Here is an 18766-nt window from a genome sequence, read left to right as displayed (position 1 = left end):
GTCGACGAGGGGGGCGCGATGGCCGGCCGGTGGCGCGAGGACGTCCTGGGCCCGGACTACCGCGTCCGGACGATCGACCTGGCGCCCGACGACGAGGGCGAGGTCGTCGCCAGCCTCGTCCGGTACGCCCCGCCCACGCCGGAGCCGCTGCGCCCGTCGCGCGCCGTGCTGTACGTGCACGGCTGGTCCGACTACTTCTTCCAGACCGGGCTCGCCGAGTTCTGGCACGCCCAGGGCGCCGCGTTCTACGCGCTCGACCTGCGCAAGTACGGCCGCAGCCTGCTGCCGCACCAGACCCCGGGCTACGTCGAGGACCTGCGCACCTACGACGAGGAGATCGAGGCCGCGCTCGACCAGGTGCACCGCGACCTCGGGCGGTTCGCGCGGGTGATGATCATGGGCCACTCCACGGGCGGGCTGATCGGCTCGCTCTGGGCGAACCGGCACCCGGGCCGGGTGCACGGGCTGGTGCTCAACTCCCCGTGGCTGGAGCTCCAGGGCGCCGCGCTCGTCCGGCACGTCAGCGCCCCCGCCGTGACCCGGCTGGCCCGGCTGCAGCCCAAGGCCCCGCTGCCGAACATCGACCCCGGGTTCTACGCGCGCACCCTGCGGGCGGCCGACGGCGGCGAGTGGACCTACGAGGACGCGTGGCGGCCGGTGCCGTCGTTCCCCGCGCGGGCCGGCTGGCTCGCCGCGATCCTCGCCGGGCACGCGGAGGTGGCCCGCGGGCTGCACATCCGGGTGCCCGTGCTCATGCTCGCCTCCGACCGGACCGTCATCAGCCCGCGGTGGAGCGAGGACATGCGGGCCGCGGACGTGGTGCTCGACGTCGAGCTGCTGGCCCGGCGCGCGGTGCAGCTCGGGCCGGTGGTGTCGGTGGTGCGGATCGCCGGCGGGCTGCACGACCTCACGCTGTCGCCCGCGCCCGTGCGGGCGCGGCTGTACGCGGAGATCGCCCGCTGGACGGCGGCGTACGGCTGGTCCTGAGCCGGCCCCCGGCGCCGGTCGCGCGCGGGGGCGTCCGGCGCCGCGCGTCAGGCGCCGACGGCCTCGCCGAGCGTCGGCCCGTCCTCGCCGAACCGCCACACCCGCCAGCCGTCGGCCGGCCGCTCCAGGTCGGCGGCCGCCGTCGCGGCGGTGCTCGGGTCGGCGTGCACGCTGCCGTCCTCGAGCTCGATCAGCCCGTCCACCCGCAGCGTCGCCACCAGCCGCTGGTTGCGGCGCACCCGGTGCCAGACGAGCTCCAGGTCGCGGCGCTCGGCGGCGGCGAGCGCCTCCAGCTCCGGCAGCGGGGCGTCGGCCGCCGCGTCGCCGTCGCGGGGGGCGGGGACGTCGTCGACGACCGGCGGGATCAGCGTGGTCTCGTCCGTGCGCGGCGCGGGGCGCGGCGCCGGCGCCGGGGCGGCGTGCCGGTGGTGCTCGGCGCCGTCGGGGTCGGCCGCGTCCGCGCGGACCACGGGCGTCGGGTCGGTCGGCGCGGCGCCGCGGTGCCCGCCGGAGGTCGCCGTGCGGGCCGCGGCCACCGGCACGGCGCCCGTGCGCGGACCCGGCTCGACGGCGCGGCGCTGGCCGGGGGTCGTGCGCAGCGGGGACACGTCGACGTAGCGGCGGCCGCCGGGGCCCTGGGTCACGCCCAGCCGCAGGACCTCGACGCCGCCGCCGGCCGTCACGTGGTCGACCGCCTCCAGCACGTCCTCGGCGACGTCCGCGCACACGACGACCAGCCGGGCGCCCGGGCGCACGGGGGCCTGCGACTGCAGCACCGGGGCGCGGTCGCGGAACACGGCGAGGTCCGCCTCGAAGGCCTCGGGGCCCCCGCGGTACATCCGGGCGAGGTCCGCGCGGCTCAGCCGGGCGGCGCCGCCCGCGTGCCGCAGGGCGCGGACCAGGCCGGTCTCGTCGAGCAGCTGCACGACCTCGACCACGACGGGGCGCGAGCCCGCGTCCAGCGCCAGCAGGTGCGGTCCGCCCGCGCCGCCCTCGCGCACCGTGAGCACCTGCTCGCCCAGGAGGTCCGACGCGTGCTCGGTCACCAGCGCGGACGAGTCGGCCTCGAACGCGTCGGCCCGGGGCCGCATCGGCTGGACCAGGGTCCCCTGGCCGCCGTCGAGCTCGAAGATCGCCATCAGAACGCTGCATCCCTTCCCGCGGCCCCCTGCCGGACCGCCCCACCGCGCCGCACGCGCCGCTGCTCGGCGCCCGGCACCGCCGGGCGCGCCACCCCGCGGAAGTCTTCCACCACCGGGGCCGCACGGGGTCCCGGTGCCGTCCATCTGCACGAGATGTCCACGCCGGCGCGCCCCGGCCGGCGGCCGGCCGCGCACGCCGTCACGCGGACAGGTGCTCCTCCAACCGCTCGACCTTGCCCGTCAGCTCGCCGGTGCGCCCCGGCCGGATGTCGGCCTTGAGCACGAGGCTCACGCGCCCGGCGTGCCGGCCGACGGCCTCGGACGCGCGCTTCACCACGTCCATGCACGCGTCCCAGTCGCCCTCGATCGTCGTGAACATCGCGTCGGTGCGGTGCGGCAGGCCGGACTCCCGGACCACGCGCACCGCGTCGGCGACGGCCTCGGTCACGGACTCACCCGCACCGAGCGGGGACACGGAGAACGCCACGAGCATGCGTCCCACCCTGGTGCACGCCCCCCGGCGGCGTCCAGCCCCCGGACGGGTGCGGGGCCGCGCGGACGGGTGCGGGCCCCGCGCACGGGCGGGTCGGCGCAGGTCCGCGGCGCTTCACCCGCAGGTCCGACCCATCCGGCCCGGCCCCGGCTCCGAACCCCCGGCAGCGCACGCCCCGTGCGCCACGTCAGCGGGGACGCACCCCGAGAGGAGAGATCACCATGGGCCAGTCTGCCAACCGCCTCGTCGGCGGGATCTTCGGCGCCGTCTACCTGCTCGTCGGGATCGCGGGCTTCTTCGTCAGCTCCGGCGCCGACTTCGCGGGCACCGAGGGCGGGACGCTGATCTTCTTCGAGGTCAACCCCCTGCACAACATCGTGCACCTGGCGATCGGCGCCGCCCTGCTGGGCGCCGCGCTGGCGTCCGTGAAGGCCGCGCGCGGCGCGAACACCACCGTCGGCGCCGTCTACCTGCTGGTCGGCCTGCTCGGCCTGTTCCTGGTCGGCTCGTCGGCGAACATCCTCGCCCTGAACGGCGCGGACAACGTGCTGCACTTCGCCAGCGCGATCCTGCTGCTCGGCGTCGGCCTGGGCGCCGACCGCGCCGCCACCGCCCCGGCCGCGGCGCGCCGGGCGTGAGCGGGTCGCTCGCCGGCCGCGCGCCCGGGCCGGCGCGGGGGCTGCTCGGCGGCCGCGCGCACGCCCCGGCCCGGCCGGCGGGCGGCGCCGTCCCGGCGGCGGGCGTGCGGGCGCCCGCCGCCGCGGGGGTGGGCGGTGCGGCGCCCGCCGCCCAGGGCCGGCTGGCCGCCGAGGCCTCGGCGGCGGTCGAGGGCGTCGGCGCCGGCACGGCCGACGAGGGCGCGCTCCAGGCCCTCACCCGGCAGTGGTCGTCGCTGGCCGCGCTCGGCCTCGGTCTCGTCGCCTGCGGCGTCGGCGCCGGCCACCTCGAGCACCACCTGCCCGTCGGCGTCGCCCTGGCGGCGCTCGGGCTCGTGGCGATCGGCTGGGGCGTGCTCGCCCTGCGCGGCCCGGCCCCCGCGCCCCGCGTCGCCGCCGGCGTCGCGCTGGCGTCCGGGCCGGCCGTGCTGCTCAGCGCGCCGCTGACCGGGACGGCCACGACGGCCGCCGAGGCCGCCGCGCTGGTGCTGGGGCTGGCGGCGGGCGTGCTGCTCGCGCTCGGGCTGCGCGCCGCGGGCGCCCCGGGGCCGCGCCGCCGCGCCCCCGGCGGTGCGGGGCAGGCGGGCACCCTGGCGGCCGGGGCCCTGCTGGTGGCCCTGGTGACCGTGCCGGGGCTCGCCGCGACCGAGGCGGGCGCCCACGCGGTGCCCCACGGCTCGCACGGCCTCCCGGCCGAGACGGGCCACGCGGGCCACTAGTCGAGCACCCGCCGGGCCCGTGGTCCGGCGTGCCGGGCCGCGAGGTCGGGCACCCCGCCGGGCCGCGAGGCCCGGCCCCACGACCGCCGCGCGGCGTCGGCAGGGACGGCTCCCCCGGCGCCGCGCGGCTCTGCGCGCGCCCGCGCCGCCCGGTCGCCGGGCGCGCTCCGGCGCACGCGCGCAGCGGCCGCGCAGCACCCCGCGAACGCCGGAGGCCCGGCACCCCCTCAGGGGTGCCGGGCCTCCGCGTACCGGGTGAGGTGGCTCAGGCCGCCTCGTCCTCCGAGGTGAGGTTCCGGGTCTTGTTCTGGTCGACCAGGATGCCGGGGCCGTTCGTGGTCGAGACGGTCGCCTTGGTGATGTAGCGGCCCTTCGACGCGGACGGCTTGAGACGCAGGATCTCCTCGAGCGCCGCGGCGTAGTTCTCCACCAGCTGGGTGTCCGAGAAGGACGTCTTGCCGATGATGAAGTGCAGGTTCGCGTGCTTGTCGACGCGGAACTCGATCTTGCCGCCCTTGATGTCGGCGACGGCCTTCGCGACGTCCATGGTCACGGTGCCGGTCTTCGGGTTCGGCATGAGGCCACGCGGGCCGAGCACCTTGCCGAGCCGGCCGACCTTGCCCATGAGGTCCGGGGTCGCGACTGCGGAGTCGAAGTCGGTGTAGCCCGCCGCGACCTTCTCGATCAGCTCGTCGCCGCCGACCTCGTCCGCACCGGCGGCGCGGGCCTGCTCGGCGCGCTCGCCGTTCGCGAACACGATGACGCGGGCGGTCTTGCCGGTGCCGTGCGGCAGGTTGACCGTGCCGCGGACCATCTGGTCCGCCTTGCGCGGGTCGACGCCCAGGCGCATCGCGATCTCGACGGTCGCGTCGTACGAGGTGGTCGACGTGGCCTGCGCGAGACGGATCGCCTGCAGCGGGTTGTAGGTGGTGCCGGCCTCGATCTTCTCGGCCGCGGCGCGGTACGCCTTGCTGTGCTTCGCCATCTGCTCTCTCTCCTTCAGCAGTCGTGGTCGTCGGGCCGCACAGGGCCCTGCCACTGGGTCGCCCGCCCCGGAGGTCCCGGGGCGGGCGGTGGATCAGTCGGTCGGGGGGATCAGCCCTCGACCTTGATGCCCATCGAGCGCGCGGTGCCGGCGATGATCTTCTCGGCGGCGGCGAGGTCGTTGGCGTTGAGGTCCTCGAGCTTGGTCGAGGCGATCTCGCGGACCTGGTCCGCGGTCAGCGTCGCGACCTTGACCGTGTGCGGCGTGGGCGAGCCCTTCGCGACACCGGCGGCCTTCTTGATGAGCTCGGCGGCCGGCGGGGTCTTCGTGATGAAGGTGAAGGAACGGTCCTCGTAGACCGTGATCTCCACCGGGATCACGTTGCCGCGCTGCGACTCGGTGGCCGCGTTGTAGGCCTTGCAGAACTCCATGATGTTGACGCCGTGCTGACCCAGCGCCGGACCGATCGGCGGGGCGGGGGTCGCCGCACCGGCGTTGATCTGGAGCTTGATGAGGCCGGTGACCTTCTTCTTCGGGGGCATGAGCCACCCTTTCTTCTCTCGTGGGCCGACGCCGTGGGCGATGACCCGGTTGCAGTGCTGCGTCCGCGCGCGCCCCGCGTGGTGCGGGGCGGGCGGGTCAGATCTTGGCGACCTGGCTGAACGACAGCTCGACCGGGGTCTCCCGGCCGAAGATGGAGACGAGGACCTTGAGCTTCTGGTTCTCGGGGCTGATCTCGGAGATCGTGGCCGGCAGCGTGTCGAACGGGCCGTCGGTGACGGTGACCGACTCGCCGACGGTGAAGTCGACCTCGATCGGGGCGGCGGCCTTCTGCTGCGGGGCGGCGGCCGGGGCCTTCGCCTCGATCGTCGGCGCCAGCATCGAGAACACCTCGTCGAGGGTCAGCGGCACCGGCTGGTGGGTGTGGCCGACGAAGCCCGTGACGCCCGGGGTGTGCCGGACGGCGCCCCACGACTCGTCGGTGAGGTCCATGCGCACGAGGACGTAGCCGGGGATCCGGACGCGGCGCACGACCTTGCGCTGCGCGTTCTTGATCTCGACGACCTCCTCCATGGGGACCTCCACCTGGAAGATGAAGTCCTCCATGTTGAGGCTCTGGATGCGGTTCTCGAGGTTCGTCTTCACGCGGTTCTCGTAGCCCGCGTAGGAGTGGATGACGTACCAGTCGCCGAACTGCGACTTCAGCTGCGCCTTGAACGCGGCGACCGGGTCCTCGTCGACGTCGACCTCGTCGGCGGCGTCGTCGTCGGCGACCTCGTCGGTCTCCTCGGCCTCGACCTCGGTCGTCTCGTCGGCGTCGGCGTCGACCGCGTCCGCGGGCTCGCCGGCGGCCGGGGCCTCGACCGCCTCGACCGACGCCAGGGCGTCGTCGAGCTCGGACTCGGCGGCACCCAGACCGGGCTCCTGCGATTCCTGCGACACGGGCGAACCTGCTTTCTGCTGCGGAAGGTGGTGCTGAGGGGACGTGCGCCCCGCGGGGGCGCCGTGGGCGCTCAGCCCCCGAAGATCCAGAACGTGGCCTTGCCGATGCCGAAGTCCACGATCGTCACGAACGCCATCACGACGGCCACGAAGACCAGCACGACGCCGGTGTAGGTCACCAGCTCGTTGCGGGTGGGGCGGACGACCTTCTTGAGCTCCGCCACGACCTGGCGGACGAACAGGGCGATGCGGGCGAACAGGCCGCGCTTCTTCTCCGGGCGGGCGGCCTTCTTGCCGCCGGTCCGCTCCGCGGGCTCGCCCGCGTCGGACGCCGCCACGGGTGCCGAGTCGCTCACCTGATCGATTCCCCTACGTCTCGCGACGCCGGCCGTCGCCGGGCGCCTCATGTCGTCCGGCGGCCGCGCCCCGGGAGGTCCCCGGGTGGGCCGCGCGGTCCGTGACCACACGCGCAGGGCAGGCGAGACTCGAACTCGCAACCGCCGGTTTTGGAGACCGGTGCGCTACCAATTGCGCCACTACCCTACGGCGGCGGCGTCCTGGTGAGCGTCCCTCGCGGGCGCGGCTCATCATGGTGGACGTCAACCACCGAGGGACCACTGTACGCGACGCGCGGGCCGGGGTCGAACCGCCCCGGGGCGCCGCCGCTGTGACGCGCGCCGCCGCGGACGCCCGCTGCGCCGGCGCCGCCCCGTCTGCGAGGATGGCGCCGTGAGCGCGCCAGCCCCTCAGCCCGCCCCGTCCGCGTCGACCCGCCGCGTGTCCGCGCGCGTCGGGGGCATCGCCGAGTCCGCCACGCTGGCGGTCGACGCGAAGGCCAAGGCCCTGAAGGCCGCCGGGCGGCCGGTGATCGGCTTCGGCGCCGGCGAGCCCGACTTCCCGACGCCCGACTACATCGTCGAGGCCGCGGTCGCCGCCGCGCGCAACCCCGCGAACCACCGCTACTCCCCCGCCGGCGGGCTGCCCGCGCTCAAGGAGGCGATCGCGGCCAAGACGCTGCGCGACTCCGGGTACGAGGTCTCCCCCGCCGACGTCCTCGTGACCAACGGCGGCAAGCAGGCCGTCTACCAGGCGTTCGCGACGCTGCTCGACCCGGGCGACGAGGTGCTGCTGCCCGGGCCGTACTGGACCACCTACCCCGAGGCGATCCGGCTGGCCGGCGGCGTGCCGGTCGAGGTGATCGCCGGCGTCGACCAGGGGTACAAGGTCACGGTCGACCAGCTGGAGTCCGCGCGCACCCCCCGCACGAAGGTCCTGCTGTTCTGCTCGCCGTCCAACCCGACCGGCGCCGTGTACTCGCCGGAGCAGACCGCCGAGATCGGGCGCTGGGCGCTCGAGCACGGCATCTGGGTCGTCACGGACGAGATCTACGAGCACCTCACCTACGACGGCGCGGTGGCGACGCCGATGCTGTCCGCCGTCCCGCAGCTCGCGGACACCACGGTGGTGCTCAACGGCGTCGCCAAGACCTACGCGATGACCGGCTGGCGGGTGGGCTGGCTCGTCGGTCCGTCGGACGTCGTCAAGGCCGCGACCAACCTCCAGTCGCACCTGACCTCCAACGTCGCCAACGTGTCCCAGCACGCCGCGATCGCCGCGCTGACCGGCGACCTGTCGGCCGTCGCCGCGATGCGCGAGGCGTTCGACCGCCGGCGCCGGACCATGGTGTCGATGCTGGCGGAGATCGACGGCGTCGTGATCCCCGCCCCGGAGGGCGCGTTCTACGCCTACCCCGCGGTCGACGGCCTGCTCGGGCGGACCTACCGCGGCGTCACGCCGGCCACGTCCGCCGAGCTCGCCGCGCTGCTGCTCGACCAGGCGGAGGTGGCGGTGGTCCCGGGCGAGGCGTTCGGGCCGAGCGGGTACCTGCGGCTGTCCTACGCGCTGGGCGACGCCGACCTCGCCGAGGGCGTCGGGCGGATCCAGGCGCTGCTCGCCGAGGGCTGACGCCCCCGGGCCCCGCCCCCGGACGCCACAGCGCCCCGCACCGGCTGACCCGCCCGTCCACCGATCGGTGGACGGGCGGTCCCGTCCCCCGGTCGTCCCGCCGGGGCACGCGCCCCCGCCAGGCTGGCTGCCATGGACGACAGCGACCTGGCGGTCCGGGTGACCGGGCTGGAGAAGCGGTACGGCGAGAAGCGCGCCGTCGACGGGCTCGACCTCGCGGTGGCCCGCGGCGAGATCGTCGCCGTGCTCGGCCCGAACGGGGCGGGCAAGACGACCACCGTCGAGATCCTCGAGGGGTACCGCCGGCGCGACGGCGGCGACGTCCGCGTGCTCGGCGTCGACCCGCAGACCGCGGGCCGCGAGTGGCGCGCCCGGATCGGCATCGTGCTGCAGGGCACGAACGACCTCGCCGAGGCCACGGTCTCCGAGCTCGTGCACCACTTCGCCCGGTACTACCCCGACCCGCGCGACCCCGACGAGGTGATCGACGCCGTCGGCCTGCGCGAGAAGGCGCGGACCCGCAGCCGCCAGCTGTCCGGCGGGCAGCGGCGCCGGCTGGACGTCGTCCTGGGCATCGTCGGGCGGCCGGAGCTGCTGTTCCTCGACGAGCCGACGACCGGCTTCGACCCCGAGGCGCGGCACGCGTTCTGGGACCTCGTCTCCGGCCTGCGCGACGGCGGCACGACGATCCTGCTCACCACGCACTACCTGGAGGAGGCCGAGCACCTGGCCGACCGGGTGGCCGTGGTCCGGTCCGGCCGGGTGGTCGCGGTGGACACCCCCGCCGACCTCGGCGGGCGCTCGGCGCGGCAGGCGGTCGTGCAGTGGACCGAGGGCGGCGAGGTCCGCCGCGAGCGGACCGACGCCCCGACCGCGGTGGTCGCCGCACTCGGCGCGAGGCTCGGCGGCGAGGTCCCCGGCCTGCAGGTCGTCCGGCCGACGCTCGAGGACGTGTACCTCGGGCTGATCGCGGACGACGAGGACAGCACCCCGGCGGCGGCGCCCGCCCTGGCGACGACGGAGGCCGCGCGATGAGCACCATGACCCTGGACCGGCCCACCGCCGGCCGCCTGCCCGGCGCGGTGCGGCTCGGCGTCGACCGCGCCCGCTACGAGATCCGCGGGTTCTTCCGCGAGCGGGACGCGATCATCTTCATCTTCGCGTACCCGATCATCATGCTGGCGATCTTCGCCACGGTGTTCGGCCAGGACGGCGCCGAGGTCGCCGACGGGGTGCCGTTCGCGCAGTACTTCCTGCCCGGCATGATCGCCACGGGCGTGCTGCTGTCCTCGTTCCAGTCGCTGGCGATCTCGATCCCCGTCGAGCGCGACGAGGGCGGCCTCAAGCGCCTGGGCGGGACCCCGCTGCCGCCGTCGGCGTACTTCCTGGGCAAGATCGGCCAGGTGCTCGTCGTGTCGGTCGTGCAGGTGGCGCTGCTGCTCGCGGTCGCCGCGCTGCTGTTCGACGTCGACCTGCCGGACGCCGCCGGCTGGGTGACGTTCGGCTGGGTGTTCCTGCTCGGCGTCGCGGCGGCCGCGGTGTGCGGGGTCGGGTTCTCCTCGCTGCCCCGGTCCGGCCGGTCCGCGAGCGCCGTGGTGACGCCGGTGGTGCTGGTGCTGCAGTTCATCTCCGGCGTGTTCTTCGCCTTCTACGACCTGCCCTCCTGGATGCAGCAGGTGGCGTCGGTGTTCCCGCTCAAGTGGATGGCCCAGGGCATGCGGTCGGTGTTCCTGCCGGACGAGGCGGCCGCGCTCGAGCCGTCCGGGTCCTGGCAGCACGGCGCCACCGCGGCGGTCCTGCTGGCCTGGCTGGTGGTCGGGCTCGTGGTCGGGGTGCGCACGTTCCGGTGGCGGCGGCGTGACGACGGCTGAGCTGCGCCAGACTGGGCCCGTGACCAGCCACGCGCGACCGGGGGACGGGGCTGCGGCCCCGGCCCCCGGCGGCGCGCGCGCCGAGGCCGAGCGGACGCTGTTCTGGCGCCGGGCCCTGGCGGGCTGGGACGCGGCGTTCTACGCGCTCCTGGCCATCAGCGCCATCTCGATCCTCACGGTCGCGGACACGTTCCCGCCGGACGGGGGGACCTGGGCGGCGCTCGGCGGGCTGACCCTGCTCCTGCTCGCCTACGTCCTGGTCGGCCGACGCGGCGCCCAGGCCGGCGACGTCCGGCTCACCCGGGCCTACCTGGTCGTGCTCGTGGTGGTCGTCTCGCTGTGCAGCGGGGTCAGCACCATCGGCTCGATCCTGCTGTTCGTCGGCTTCTCCCAGGTCTGGTTCTTCGCCGCCTCGATGCGGGAGGGCGTGGTCGCGTCCGTCGTCCTCGCGGTGGCCTCCTGCGCGGCGATCGCGACGGCCGCCTTCGCGGCGGGCGAGGACCCGTCGGCGCGCGACCTGGTGGTGCTGGCGGCGCAGATGGCCGTGGGCCTGATCTTCTCCCTGGCGCTCGGGGTGTGGATCACCCGGGTCGCCGAGCGGTCCGAGGAGCGCGCCTGGCTGCTGGAGCAGCTCGAGGCGGCCCAGGCCCAGCTCGCCGCCAGCAACCACGCCTCGGGCGTGCTCGCCGAGCGGGAGCGGATGGCGCAGGAGATCCACGACACCCTGGCGCAGGGGTTCACCAGCGTGGTGATGCTCGCGCAGACCGCGCAGGCCCAGCTCGACGCGGGCCGGGGCGACCTGGCCCGGGACCGGCTCGACCAGGTGGAGCGGGTCGCGCGGGAGAACCTCGCCGAGGCCCGCGCGCTCGTCGCCGCGTTCGGGCCGGCCGCGCTGGCGGACGCGACGCTCGCGGAGGCGCTGGAGCGGCTGGCGGAGCGGTTCCAGGCCGAGACGGGCGTCCGGGTCGAGGTCGCCCTCGGCGAGGCCGGCGCGCCCGACCGGGACACCGAGGTCGTGCTGCTGCGGGCGGCGCAGGAGGCGCTGGCCAACGTCCGCAAGCACGCCGGCGCCCGCCGGGTGCTGCTCCGCCTGGTCCGCGACGACGACGTGCTGGCGCTCGAGGTGCTGGACGACGGGCAGGGCCTCGCGCCCGGCACCGCCGAGGGCGTCGGGCTGCGCGGGATGCGGGAGCGGGTCACCGCCGGCGGCGGGACGCTCGACGTGGCCGGGGAGCCCGGCCGCGGGACGCGGGTGCGGCTGGCGATGCCGCTCCGCGACGACGACGGGCCGCTCGCCGGCCCGGGGACGGGGACGGCGTGACCGCGGAGGAGCAGGACGCGGCGACGGTGCGGGTGCTGGTCGCGGACGACCACCCCGTGGTGCGGTCGGGGCTGGTCGGCATGCTGACCGTCGAGCCGGACGTCGAGGTGGTCGGCGAGGTCGGCGACGGGGCCGCCGCGGTCGAGGCCGCGCGGGCGCTGCGCCCGGACCTGGTGCTGATGGACCTGCGGATGCCGGTGCTGGACGGCGCCGCGGCGACCGCGCGGATCGTCGCGGAGGTGCCGGGCGTGCGGGTCCTCGTGCTGACGACGTACGAGACCGACGCCGACATCCTGCGCGCGGTCGAGGCCGGCGCCACCGGCTACCTGCTCAAGGACACCCCGCGCGAGCAGCTCGTCGCGGGCGTGCGCGGCGCGGCGCGGGGCGAGTCGGCGCTGTCGCCGTCCGTGGCTTCCCGGCTGGTGCAGCAGGTGCGCGGCGAGGGCGAGCGGCTGACCGCGCGGGAGCTCGAGGTGCTGGCCGGGGTGGCGCGCGGGCTGTCGAACGCCGCGGTCGGGCGCGAGCTGTTCATCACCGAGGCGACCGTGAAGACGCACCTGCTGCGGGCGTTCGCGAAGCTCGGGGTCGACGACCGCACGCACGCGGTGACGGTGGCGATGCAGCGCGGGCTGCTGCCGCCGCCCTGACGCGCGGCGCCGAGGTCGTGGGTTCCGTCCAGGAGGACGGGTGCGCAACCGCCGACCTCGGGCTGAACCGACGACCTCGCGCGACGTGACCCCCGGCGCGCCGCCGGGCGCGCCGCACGGCCGCATCGGGCAGACTCGCCGGGTGCGCGACCTGGCCCTGCTCCCGAAGGCTCACCTGCACCTGCACTTCACCGGGTCGATGCGCGTGCAGACCCTGGGCGACCTTGCGGCCGAGCGCGGCGTGCGCCTGCCGGCGACGCTGCTCGACGGCGAGGGGCTGCGCGTCCCGGCCGACGAGCGCGGCTGGTTCCGGTTCCAGCGGCTGTACGACGCGGCCCGCGCCTGCGTCCGCGGCGAGGCCGACCTGCGCCGGATCGTGCGTGAGGCCGCGGCCGACGACGCCGCCGAGGGCTCGGGCCGGCTGGAGATCCAGGTCGACCCGACGTCGTACGCCCCGCCGGTCGGCGGCATCACGCCCGCGCTCGAGATCGTGCTGGACGAGGCCCGGTCGGCGAGCGCGGACCTGGGCATCGAGGTCGGCGTGATCGTGGCCGCGTCCCGGATGCGGCACCCGCTGGACGCCCGGATCCTCGCCCGGCTGGCCGCCCGGTACGCCGGCGACGGCCCCGGCGAGGTCATCGGGTTCGGCCTGAGCAACGACGAGCGCCGCGGGGACACCCCGGAGTTCGCGCCGGCGTTCGCGATCGCCCGGCGCGCGGGCCTGGCGTCCGTGCCGCACGGCGGCGAGCTGCTCGGCCCGCCGCACGTCGAGGACGTGCTCGAGTCGCTGGCCCCCGACCGGCTCGGCCACGGCGTGCGCTCCGCGGAGGACGGCGCGCTGCTGCGCCGGATCGTGGACCGCGGGATCGCGCTGGAGGTGTGCCCGGCCTCGAACGTGTCGCTCGGGGTCTACCGCCGGCCGGAGGACGTGCCGCTGCGCCGGCTGGTCGACGCGGGCGCCACGGTGGCGCTGGGCGCGGACGACCCGCTGCTGTTCGGCTCCCGGCTGGTCGAGCAGTACGCGACCGCGCGCGACGTGCACGGGTTCACCGACGCCGAGCTGGCCGACCTGGCGCGGGCGTCGATCCGGGCGAGCCGGGCGTCCGACGGGTCGAAGGCGCGGCTGCTGTCCGGCGTCGACGCGTGGCTCGCCACCGACCCGGTTGCGCAACCCGCGGGTTGACCAACCGCGGCCGCACGGACCTCAGAGGTCGGTGCCGACCAGGACCGGCTCGGGCTCCAGGACGATGCCGAACCGCTGCGCCACGCCGTCCCGGACCGTCCGAGCCAGGGCCAGCAGGTCGCCCGCGTTCGCGCCGCCGCGGTTCGTCAGCGCCAGCGTGTGCTTGGTCGACAGCGCCGCCGGCCCGGGCAGGCCGTAGCCCTTCACGAACCCGGCCTGCTCGATCAGCCACGCCGCGCTGGTCTTCACCAGGCCGTCGCCGGCCGGGAACCGCGGGGCGCCCTCGGGCAGCTCCGCGGCGTCGGCCTCGGTCAGCACCGGGTTCGTGAAGAACGACCCCGCCGACCGGGTGTCCGGGTCCGCCGGGTCGAGCACCATGCCCTTGCGCCCGCGCAGGGCGAGCACCGTCGCGCGCACCTCCGGCAGCGGCGCCCGCTCGCCCACCTCGATGCCGAGCGCCCGCGCGAGCTCGCCGTACCGGACGGGCTCGGACAGGTCGGCGACGCGGAGCTGGAACGTCACGTCCAGCACGACGTACCGCGGCGTCGGGAACCAGGGGGCGCCGGGGTCGGCCGCGTCGGGCAGCGCGCGCATCGACCGCTTGAGCAGCGACGTGCGGTAGCCGAACTGCAGGTCGACGACCGGCAGCGTCCGCACCCGCGCGCGCACGCGGTCCCAGACCCGCACGGTCGCGATCGTCTGGGACACCTCCTGGCCGTACGCGCCGACGTTCTGCACCGGGGTCGCGCCGGTCGACCCGGGGATGCCGGACAGCGCCTCGATCCCCTTGAGCCGGTGCGCGGCCGCGTGCGCCACGACGTCGTCCCACGGGGTGCCGGCGGCGGCGGTCACGGTCACGCCGGCGCACGCCGAGTGGTCGGGCGTCGTCAGGTCGCGCCGGACGTCCCGGACCACGAGGCCGTCGAAGCCGGCGTCCGACACCAGCAGGTTCGACCCGCCGCCGAGCACCAGCAGCGGGACGCCCTCGGCGTCGGCGGTGCGCACCGCGTCGATCAGCTCGGCCTCGGTGGTCGTGTCCACGAGCCGGCTCGCGGGCCCGCCCACCCCGAGGGTGGTGAGCTCGCTGAAGGTCGTGGACTGGACGTCGGTGGTCACGGGACGAGCGTAGGCCGCTCCGCGGGCTCCTGCCGCGCCGGTGCGGCGGCGTTGACGACGAGCAGGCCGACGACGATCGGCACCGCGATCGCCAGCAGCGCGTGCCGGTAGCCGACCTCGTGCGCCAGCAGGCCGAGCAGCGGCGGGCCGGCGAGGAACGCCGAGTAGCCGATGGTCGACACCACGGACACCCGGGCCGCCGCGCGCAGCGGGTCGTCGCTCGCCGCGCTCATCCCGACCGGGAAGCCGAGCGCCGCGCCCATGCCCCACAGCACCGCGCCGACGAGCGCGAGCCACAGCAGGTCGTCGGGCACCAGGCCGAAGATCAGCAGGCCGACCAGCGCCAGGCCGGCGCACAGCCGCAGGACCGCGACCCGGCCGAACCGGTCGAGCAGCGCGGTGCCGAGGAACCGCATGACGGTCATCGCGGTGACGAACACGCCGAACGAGATCGCGCCGACCGCGTCGGACCGGTCGAACCCGTCCACCACCGCGAGGCTCAGCCAGTCGTTGCCCGCGCCCTCCGTGAGGGCCGCGGCGAGGACGACGAGGCCGATGAGGAGCGTGCGCGGCTCCAACCACGCGGCGAACACCGACCGCGGCGCGTGCTGCGCGGCCGCGTCGCCGCCGGCGGGCGCGTGCTGCCCGGCGGGGAGGAACGAGCGCACGGCCACCAGCACCGCGACCGACGACAGCAGCACCGCGACCGGCACGTGCACCTGGACCGGCACGTGCAGCGCCGCGACCAGGGCGGCGACGCCGGCCGCGACCACGGTCCCGAGCGAGAAGCCCGCGTGGTACCGCGGCATGACCGTCTTCCCGAGCTTCTGCTCGACGATCGCGCCCTCGAGGTTCATCGCCGCGTCCCAGACGCCGGTGCCGACGCCGAACACCACCAGGCCCGCGGCCGTGACGACCACCTCGCCCAGCGCGGCGCCGAAGGTCGCGATCGTCAGGCCGGCCGCGTTGAGCAGCGCGAACCCGGCGACCGCCTTCACCGCCCCGATCCGGGTGACGACCAGGCCGGAGAGCGGCAGCGCCACGAGCGACCCGCACGACCCGACGAGCAGCAGCAGCCCCATCTGGGCCTCGGACAGGCCGAGCGCGTCCCGGACCGCCGGCAGCCGCGCCGCCCAGCTCGAGAAGTTGAACCCGGACAGGGCGAACACCGTGAACACCGCGACCGAGGCGGTGCGGACGGCGCGCGGGGCGATCGGGGTGGGGTGCGTCATCGCGGGGCTCCACGGGGTCGTGCGGGTCGGGGTCGGGGGTGCGGACGCGGTGGGCCCGACCCGGGGTCGGGCCCGGGGCCGGGCCCGGGGTCAGGCCGGGCGGGCCGGCTCCGGCACGTGGTCGCCGGCGGGCTCGCGTCGGACGCTACCGGAGGGCACGCACACGGCGTCCTCCCCGGGGCCGTCCAGCGCGGGCACCGCGGCGGGCTCGGCGGTGGCGACGACGGGGGCGCCGGGGTCGTCGGCGGGGCCGGCGGCGGCGTGGCCGGAGCCGGCGACGCCGTCCGGACGGCGCACCGTCCGGGCGAGCAGCACCGACGCGATCATCGCCGCGGTGATGAGCAGCAGCGCGTGCCGGGTGCCCGTGAGCTCGGCGGCGAGGCCCAGCAGCGGCGGGGCGGCGAGCGAGGCCGTCGAGGAGAACGCCGAGATGACCGCCACCCGGCTCGCCGCGCGCAGCGGGTCGTCCGACGCGGCCGCGATGCCCAGCGGGACGGTGAGCGCGGCGCCGCAGCCCCACGCCACGATGCCGACCGCCGCGAGCGGCAGCGACGGCGCGAACCCGAACAGCACCAGGCCGCCGAACGAGACCAGGCCCGAGGTGCGCAGCACGGTCACCCGGCCGTACCGGTCGATGAGCTTCGTGCCGAGCAGCCGGACCAGCGTCATCGCGCCGACGAACACGCCGAACATCGCGGCGCCCACGGCCTCGACCTGGTCGAACCCGTCGACGACGGCGATGGCCAGCCAGTCGTTGGCGGCGCCCTCCGACAGCGCGGCGGACATGATGACGACGCCGATCAGCAGCGTGCGGGGCTCGCGCCAGGCGCCGAGCGCGGAGCCGGGTCGGGCGACGCGGCGGACCCGGGCGGCGCGCAGCCGGCCGGCGAGGCCCGCCTCGCGCGGGGTGCGGCCCCCGGCGCGGGCGTCGCGGGCGGCGGCGAGCGCGGCGCGGTCCGGCGGCAGCGACTCGATGACGGCGCCCGGCACCGACAGCAGCCGCCAGACGGTGCCGACGACGGCGGTGGCGACGAACTGCGCGAGCAGCGGGACGTCGGCCGCGGCGCACAGCGCGCCGATGCCGGAGCCGAGCACCGAGCCGATCGAGAACGCGGCGTGGAACTGCGGGAGGACCGTGCGGCCCATCCGCCGCTCGACGGCCGCGGTCTCGACGTTCAGCGGCACGTTGCCGATCGCGAACCCGACGCCGGACAGGAAGATGCCGACCGTCAGCACGGGCACCGAGCCGATGGTGGGGCCGACGCCGATCAGCACGTACGCCGCGGCGAACGCCACCATCGACACGTAGAGCACCGCGCGCCCGCCGAACCGGTTCACCAGCACGCCCGCGACCGACACCGTGGCGAGCGAGCCGATCGAGCCGGCGATCAGCAGGCCGCCCAGCTCGGCGGTGCCGAGGTCGAGCGACGCGCGCACGGCGGGCAGGCGGGCGAGCCAGCCGGACAGCATGAGCCCGCTCAGCGCGAACAGGCCCATCAGCAGCCAGCGGGCGCGGTGCACCGCCGGGTCGACGGGCCGATGTGGGGTCGGCGACGTGGCCCGGCCGGACCGCCCCGGCCGGCGGCCGCCGGTCACGGGGGCCTCAGGTCGGGGTCGGCGGTTGGCCGGGCGGAGGGGGGCGCGCCCGGTGCGGGCCCGCTGCTGGCTCACGGCAGCTCCAGATCGGTGCAAGGGGGTGGTCAAGCGGAGGTCCCGGCCGGGTCGAGGCCCGGTTCGAATCGATTCGATCCGGGCGCCGGAGCGGGCGGTCGAATCGATTCGGGGGAGGTCACCAGTGTGCGGGTACGCTGGCGGCGGCGTCAACGACTCACGGGGACGGTGACGCCCCTCACCCCCGAGCCCCGGACCCGGAGGCGCCGCGGTGTCCCAGCGACCCACCCTGGCCGACGTGGCCTCCGCCGCCGGGGTGTCGGTCTCGACCGCGTCGCTGGCCTTCTCCGGCGCCGGCCCGATCGCCGAGGCGACGAAGCAGCGGGTGCTCGACGCCGCCGCCGGCCTCGACTACGCGGGGCCGAACCCGCTCGGGCGGCAGCTGCGCAGCGGGCGGTCCGGCATCGTGGGCGTGGTCGTGGGCGACGCCCTGCGCCGGTCGTTCCGCGAGCCGGTGTCCGTCCAGCTGCTCGACGGCCTGGTCGACACGATCAGCCCCCTCGGGCTCGGCGTCCTGCTGGTGCCGGGCTCGCTGGAGCCCGGCGCGCCCCTGGTCGACCCGCTGGTGGAGTCCGCCGCGATGGACGTCGCCGTGCTCATCTGGGGCGGCACGCTGGACGACCCGACGCTGCAGGCGCTGCAGCGGCGCGGCATCCCGCTGGTCGTCGTCGAGGGGCAGGACCTGCCCGGCATCGTCACGGTGGGCATCGAGGACCGGGGCGGCGTCGCGGACGTCGCCCGGCACCTGACCGCCCTCGGCCACGAGCGGATCGCGACCGTGACGCTGCCGTTCGGCCCGGACCGGCGCAGCGGGCTCGCGGACGCCGAGCGGCTCGGGCACATCACCTGGTCGATCGCGCGCCGCCGGCTGGACGGGCTGCACGACGCGGGCGTCGACCCGGTCGCGGTGTACGAGACGCCGGCGTCGCTGGTCGAGCACGGGCACGCCGCGGCGCAGGCCCTGCTGTCCGGACCCGCGGCCACCCGGCCCACCGCCGTCGTCGCGCAGTCGGACCTGCTCGCCTCCGGCGTCGTGCTGGGCGCGCGCGAGCTCGGGCTGCGCGTCCCGGAGGACGTGTCGGTCGCCGGGTTCGACGGGCTGGACCTCCCCTGGCTCGCGCCCGACGTGCTCACGACCGTGGCACAGCCGATCACCGAGAAGGGCGCCGTGGTCGGCCGGGCGATCGAGGCCCTGCTGGCGGGCGGCGACCCGGCGGACGAGGTCCTGCCGGTCGAGCTCCGCGTCGGCACGACGACGGGGCCGGCGCCCGCGGCCTGAGCGCGGGCCGCGTCGCCCCCGGCGCGTCACCCGGATGCCTGATCGGTCACGGGCCG

19 protein-coding genes and 1 tRNA gene are annotated in these 18766 nt (G+C 76.4%); 10 read left to right on the top strand and 10 right to left on the bottom strand.

The window, feature by feature from the left end:
- Nucleotides 1-18: 18 nt before the first annotated feature.
- Nucleotides 19-987: an alpha/beta hydrolase gene (locus tag VER05_RS19595; RefSeq protein ID WP_324846979.1), complete on the top strand. Its 969-nt coding sequence runs from the start codon at nucleotides 19-21 to the stop codon at nucleotides 985-987.
- A gap of 47 nt (nucleotides 988-1034) precedes the next feature.
- Here the strand turns inward: VER05_RS19595 and VER05_RS19590 are convergent, their stop codons facing one another.
- Together VER05_RS19590 and VER05_RS19585 are read right to left on the bottom strand one after the other, a co-directional pair.
- Nucleotides 1035-2126: a hypothetical protein gene (locus tag VER05_RS19590; protein WP_324846978.1), complete on the bottom strand. Its 1092-nt coding sequence runs from the start codon at nucleotides 2124-2126 to the stop codon at nucleotides 1035-1037.
- 202 nt (nucleotides 2127-2328) lie between these two features.
- A complete protein-coding gene (locus tag VER05_RS19585) occupies nucleotides 2329-2622 on the bottom strand; it encodes an MTH1187 family thiamine-binding protein (RefSeq protein ID WP_324846977.1) in 294 nt (97 codons plus the stop codon).
- 221 nt (nucleotides 2623-2843) lie between these two features.
- On the opposite strand from VER05_RS19585, the gene VER05_RS19580 reads away from it, so the two are divergent.
- Nucleotides 2844-3260 (top strand): DUF4383 domain-containing protein, encoded by a 417-nt coding sequence (locus tag VER05_RS19580; protein WP_324846976.1) that lies wholly within the window; start codon nucleotides 2844-2846, stop codon nucleotides 3258-3260.
- On the top strand, nucleotides 3257-3997 hold the full coding sequence (locus VER05_RS19575) for a hypothetical protein (protein WP_324846975.1): 741 nt from the start codon (nucleotides 3257-3259) through the stop codon (nucleotides 3995-3997). Before VER05_RS19580 ends, VER05_RS19575 begins: the two co-directional genes overlap by 4 nt.
- Nucleotides 3998-4262: 265 nt before the next feature.
- Here the strand turns inward: VER05_RS19575 and rplA are convergent, their stop codons facing one another.
- The 5 genes from rplA to VER05_RS19550 all read right to left on the bottom strand — a co-directional run bounded on the left by rplA (nucleotide 4263) and on the right by VER05_RS19550 (nucleotide 6968).
- Nucleotides 4263-4982, bottom strand: coding sequence for a 50S ribosomal protein L1 (gene rplA, locus VER05_RS19570; protein WP_324846974.1), 720 nt, complete (start codon nucleotides 4980-4982; stop codon nucleotides 4263-4265).
- Between the two features lie 110 nt (nucleotides 4983-5092).
- Nucleotides 5093-5524 carry a 50S ribosomal protein L11 gene (gene rplK, locus VER05_RS19565; RefSeq protein WP_147795436.1) on the bottom strand — a complete coding sequence of 144 codons (432 nt, stop codon included), beginning with the start codon at nucleotides 5522-5524 and terminating at the stop codon, nucleotides 5093-5095.
- Between the two features lie 97 nt (nucleotides 5525-5621).
- A complete protein-coding gene (nusG, locus tag VER05_RS19560) occupies nucleotides 5622-6425 on the bottom strand; it encodes a transcription termination/antitermination protein NusG (RefSeq protein WP_324846973.1) in 804 nt (267 codons plus the stop codon).
- Between the two features lie 71 nt (nucleotides 6426-6496).
- On the bottom strand, nucleotides 6497-6781 hold the full coding sequence (secE, locus tag VER05_RS19555; protein ID WP_324846972.1) for a preprotein translocase subunit SecE: 285 nt from the start codon (nucleotides 6779-6781) through the stop codon (nucleotides 6497-6499).
- Nucleotides 6782-6895: 114 nt separating this feature from the next.
- Nucleotides 6896-6968, bottom strand: a tRNA-Trp gene (locus VER05_RS19550).
- 186 nt (nucleotides 6969-7154) lie between these two features.
- Here VER05_RS19550 and VER05_RS19545 point away from each other — a divergent pair.
- The 6 genes from VER05_RS19545 (at nucleotide 7155) to VER05_RS19520 (ending at nucleotide 13412) form a co-directional block, all read left to right on the top strand.
- A complete protein-coding gene (locus VER05_RS19545; protein WP_324846971.1) occupies nucleotides 7155-8390 on the top strand; it encodes a pyridoxal phosphate-dependent aminotransferase in 1236 nt (411 codons plus the stop codon).
- A gap of 132 nt (nucleotides 8391-8522) precedes the next feature.
- Nucleotides 8523-9425 (top strand): ABC transporter ATP-binding protein, encoded by a 903-nt coding sequence (locus VER05_RS19540; protein ID WP_324846970.1) that lies wholly within the window; start codon nucleotides 8523-8525, stop codon nucleotides 9423-9425.
- Nucleotides 9422-10261 carry an ABC transporter permease gene (locus VER05_RS19535; protein WP_324846969.1) on the top strand — a complete coding sequence of 280 codons (840 nt, stop codon included), beginning with the start codon at nucleotides 9422-9424 and terminating at the stop codon, nucleotides 10259-10261. Before VER05_RS19540 ends, VER05_RS19535 begins: the two co-directional genes overlap by 4 nt.
- Nucleotides 10262-10280: 19 nt before the next feature.
- Entirely contained in the window at nucleotides 10281-11582 is a 1302-nt protein-coding gene (locus VER05_RS19530; RefSeq protein WP_324846968.1) for a sensor histidine kinase, read from the top strand.
- An 80-nt stretch (nucleotides 11583-11662) separates the two neighbouring features.
- A complete protein-coding gene (locus VER05_RS19525; protein WP_414647663.1) occupies nucleotides 11663-12229 on the top strand; it encodes a response regulator in 567 nt (188 codons plus the stop codon).
- Between the two features lie 142 nt (nucleotides 12230-12371).
- Nucleotides 12372-13412 carry an adenosine deaminase gene (locus tag VER05_RS19520; RefSeq protein WP_324846966.1) on the top strand — a complete coding sequence of 347 codons (1041 nt, stop codon included), beginning with the start codon at nucleotides 12372-12374 and terminating at the stop codon, nucleotides 13410-13412.
- Nucleotides 13413-13433: 21 nt separating this feature from the next.
- On the opposite strand, the gene VER05_RS19515 is transcribed toward VER05_RS19520, so the two are convergent.
- From VER05_RS19515 to VER05_RS19505, 3 genes are all read right to left on the bottom strand, one after another.
- Nucleotides 13434-14528, bottom strand: a complete 1095-nt coding sequence (locus VER05_RS19515) for a UDP-N-acetylmuramate dehydrogenase (RefSeq protein WP_324846965.1) — start codon at nucleotides 14526-14528, stop codon at nucleotides 13434-13436.
- Nucleotides 14525-15760: an MFS transporter gene (locus tag VER05_RS19510; protein ID WP_324846964.1), complete on the bottom strand. Its 1236-nt coding sequence runs from the start codon at nucleotides 15758-15760 to the stop codon at nucleotides 14525-14527. The genes VER05_RS19515 and VER05_RS19510 overlap by 4 nt, the downstream gene beginning before the upstream one ends.
- 90 nt (nucleotides 15761-15850) lie before the next feature.
- Nucleotides 15851-17281 carry an MFS transporter gene (locus tag VER05_RS19505; RefSeq protein WP_324846963.1) on the bottom strand — a complete coding sequence of 477 codons (1431 nt, stop codon included), beginning with the start codon at nucleotides 17279-17281 and terminating at the stop codon, nucleotides 15851-15853.
- 361 nt (nucleotides 17282-17642) lie between these two features.
- On the opposite strand from VER05_RS19505, the gene VER05_RS19500 reads away from it, so the two are divergent.
- A complete protein-coding gene (locus VER05_RS19500) occupies nucleotides 17643-18710 on the top strand; it encodes a LacI family DNA-binding transcriptional regulator (RefSeq protein ID WP_324846962.1) in 1068 nt (355 codons plus the stop codon).
- The last annotated feature ends 56 nt before the right edge of the window (nucleotides 18711-18766 follow it).

It is taken from the genome of Cellulomonas sp. (assembly GCF_035634735.1).
Classification (GTDB): Bacteria; Actinomycetota; Actinomycetes; order Actinomycetales; family Cellulomonadaceae; genus Cellulomonas.
The sequence above is the reverse complement of the archived record's forward strand: the minus strand, read 5'-3'. Positions and strand labels throughout refer to the sequence as shown.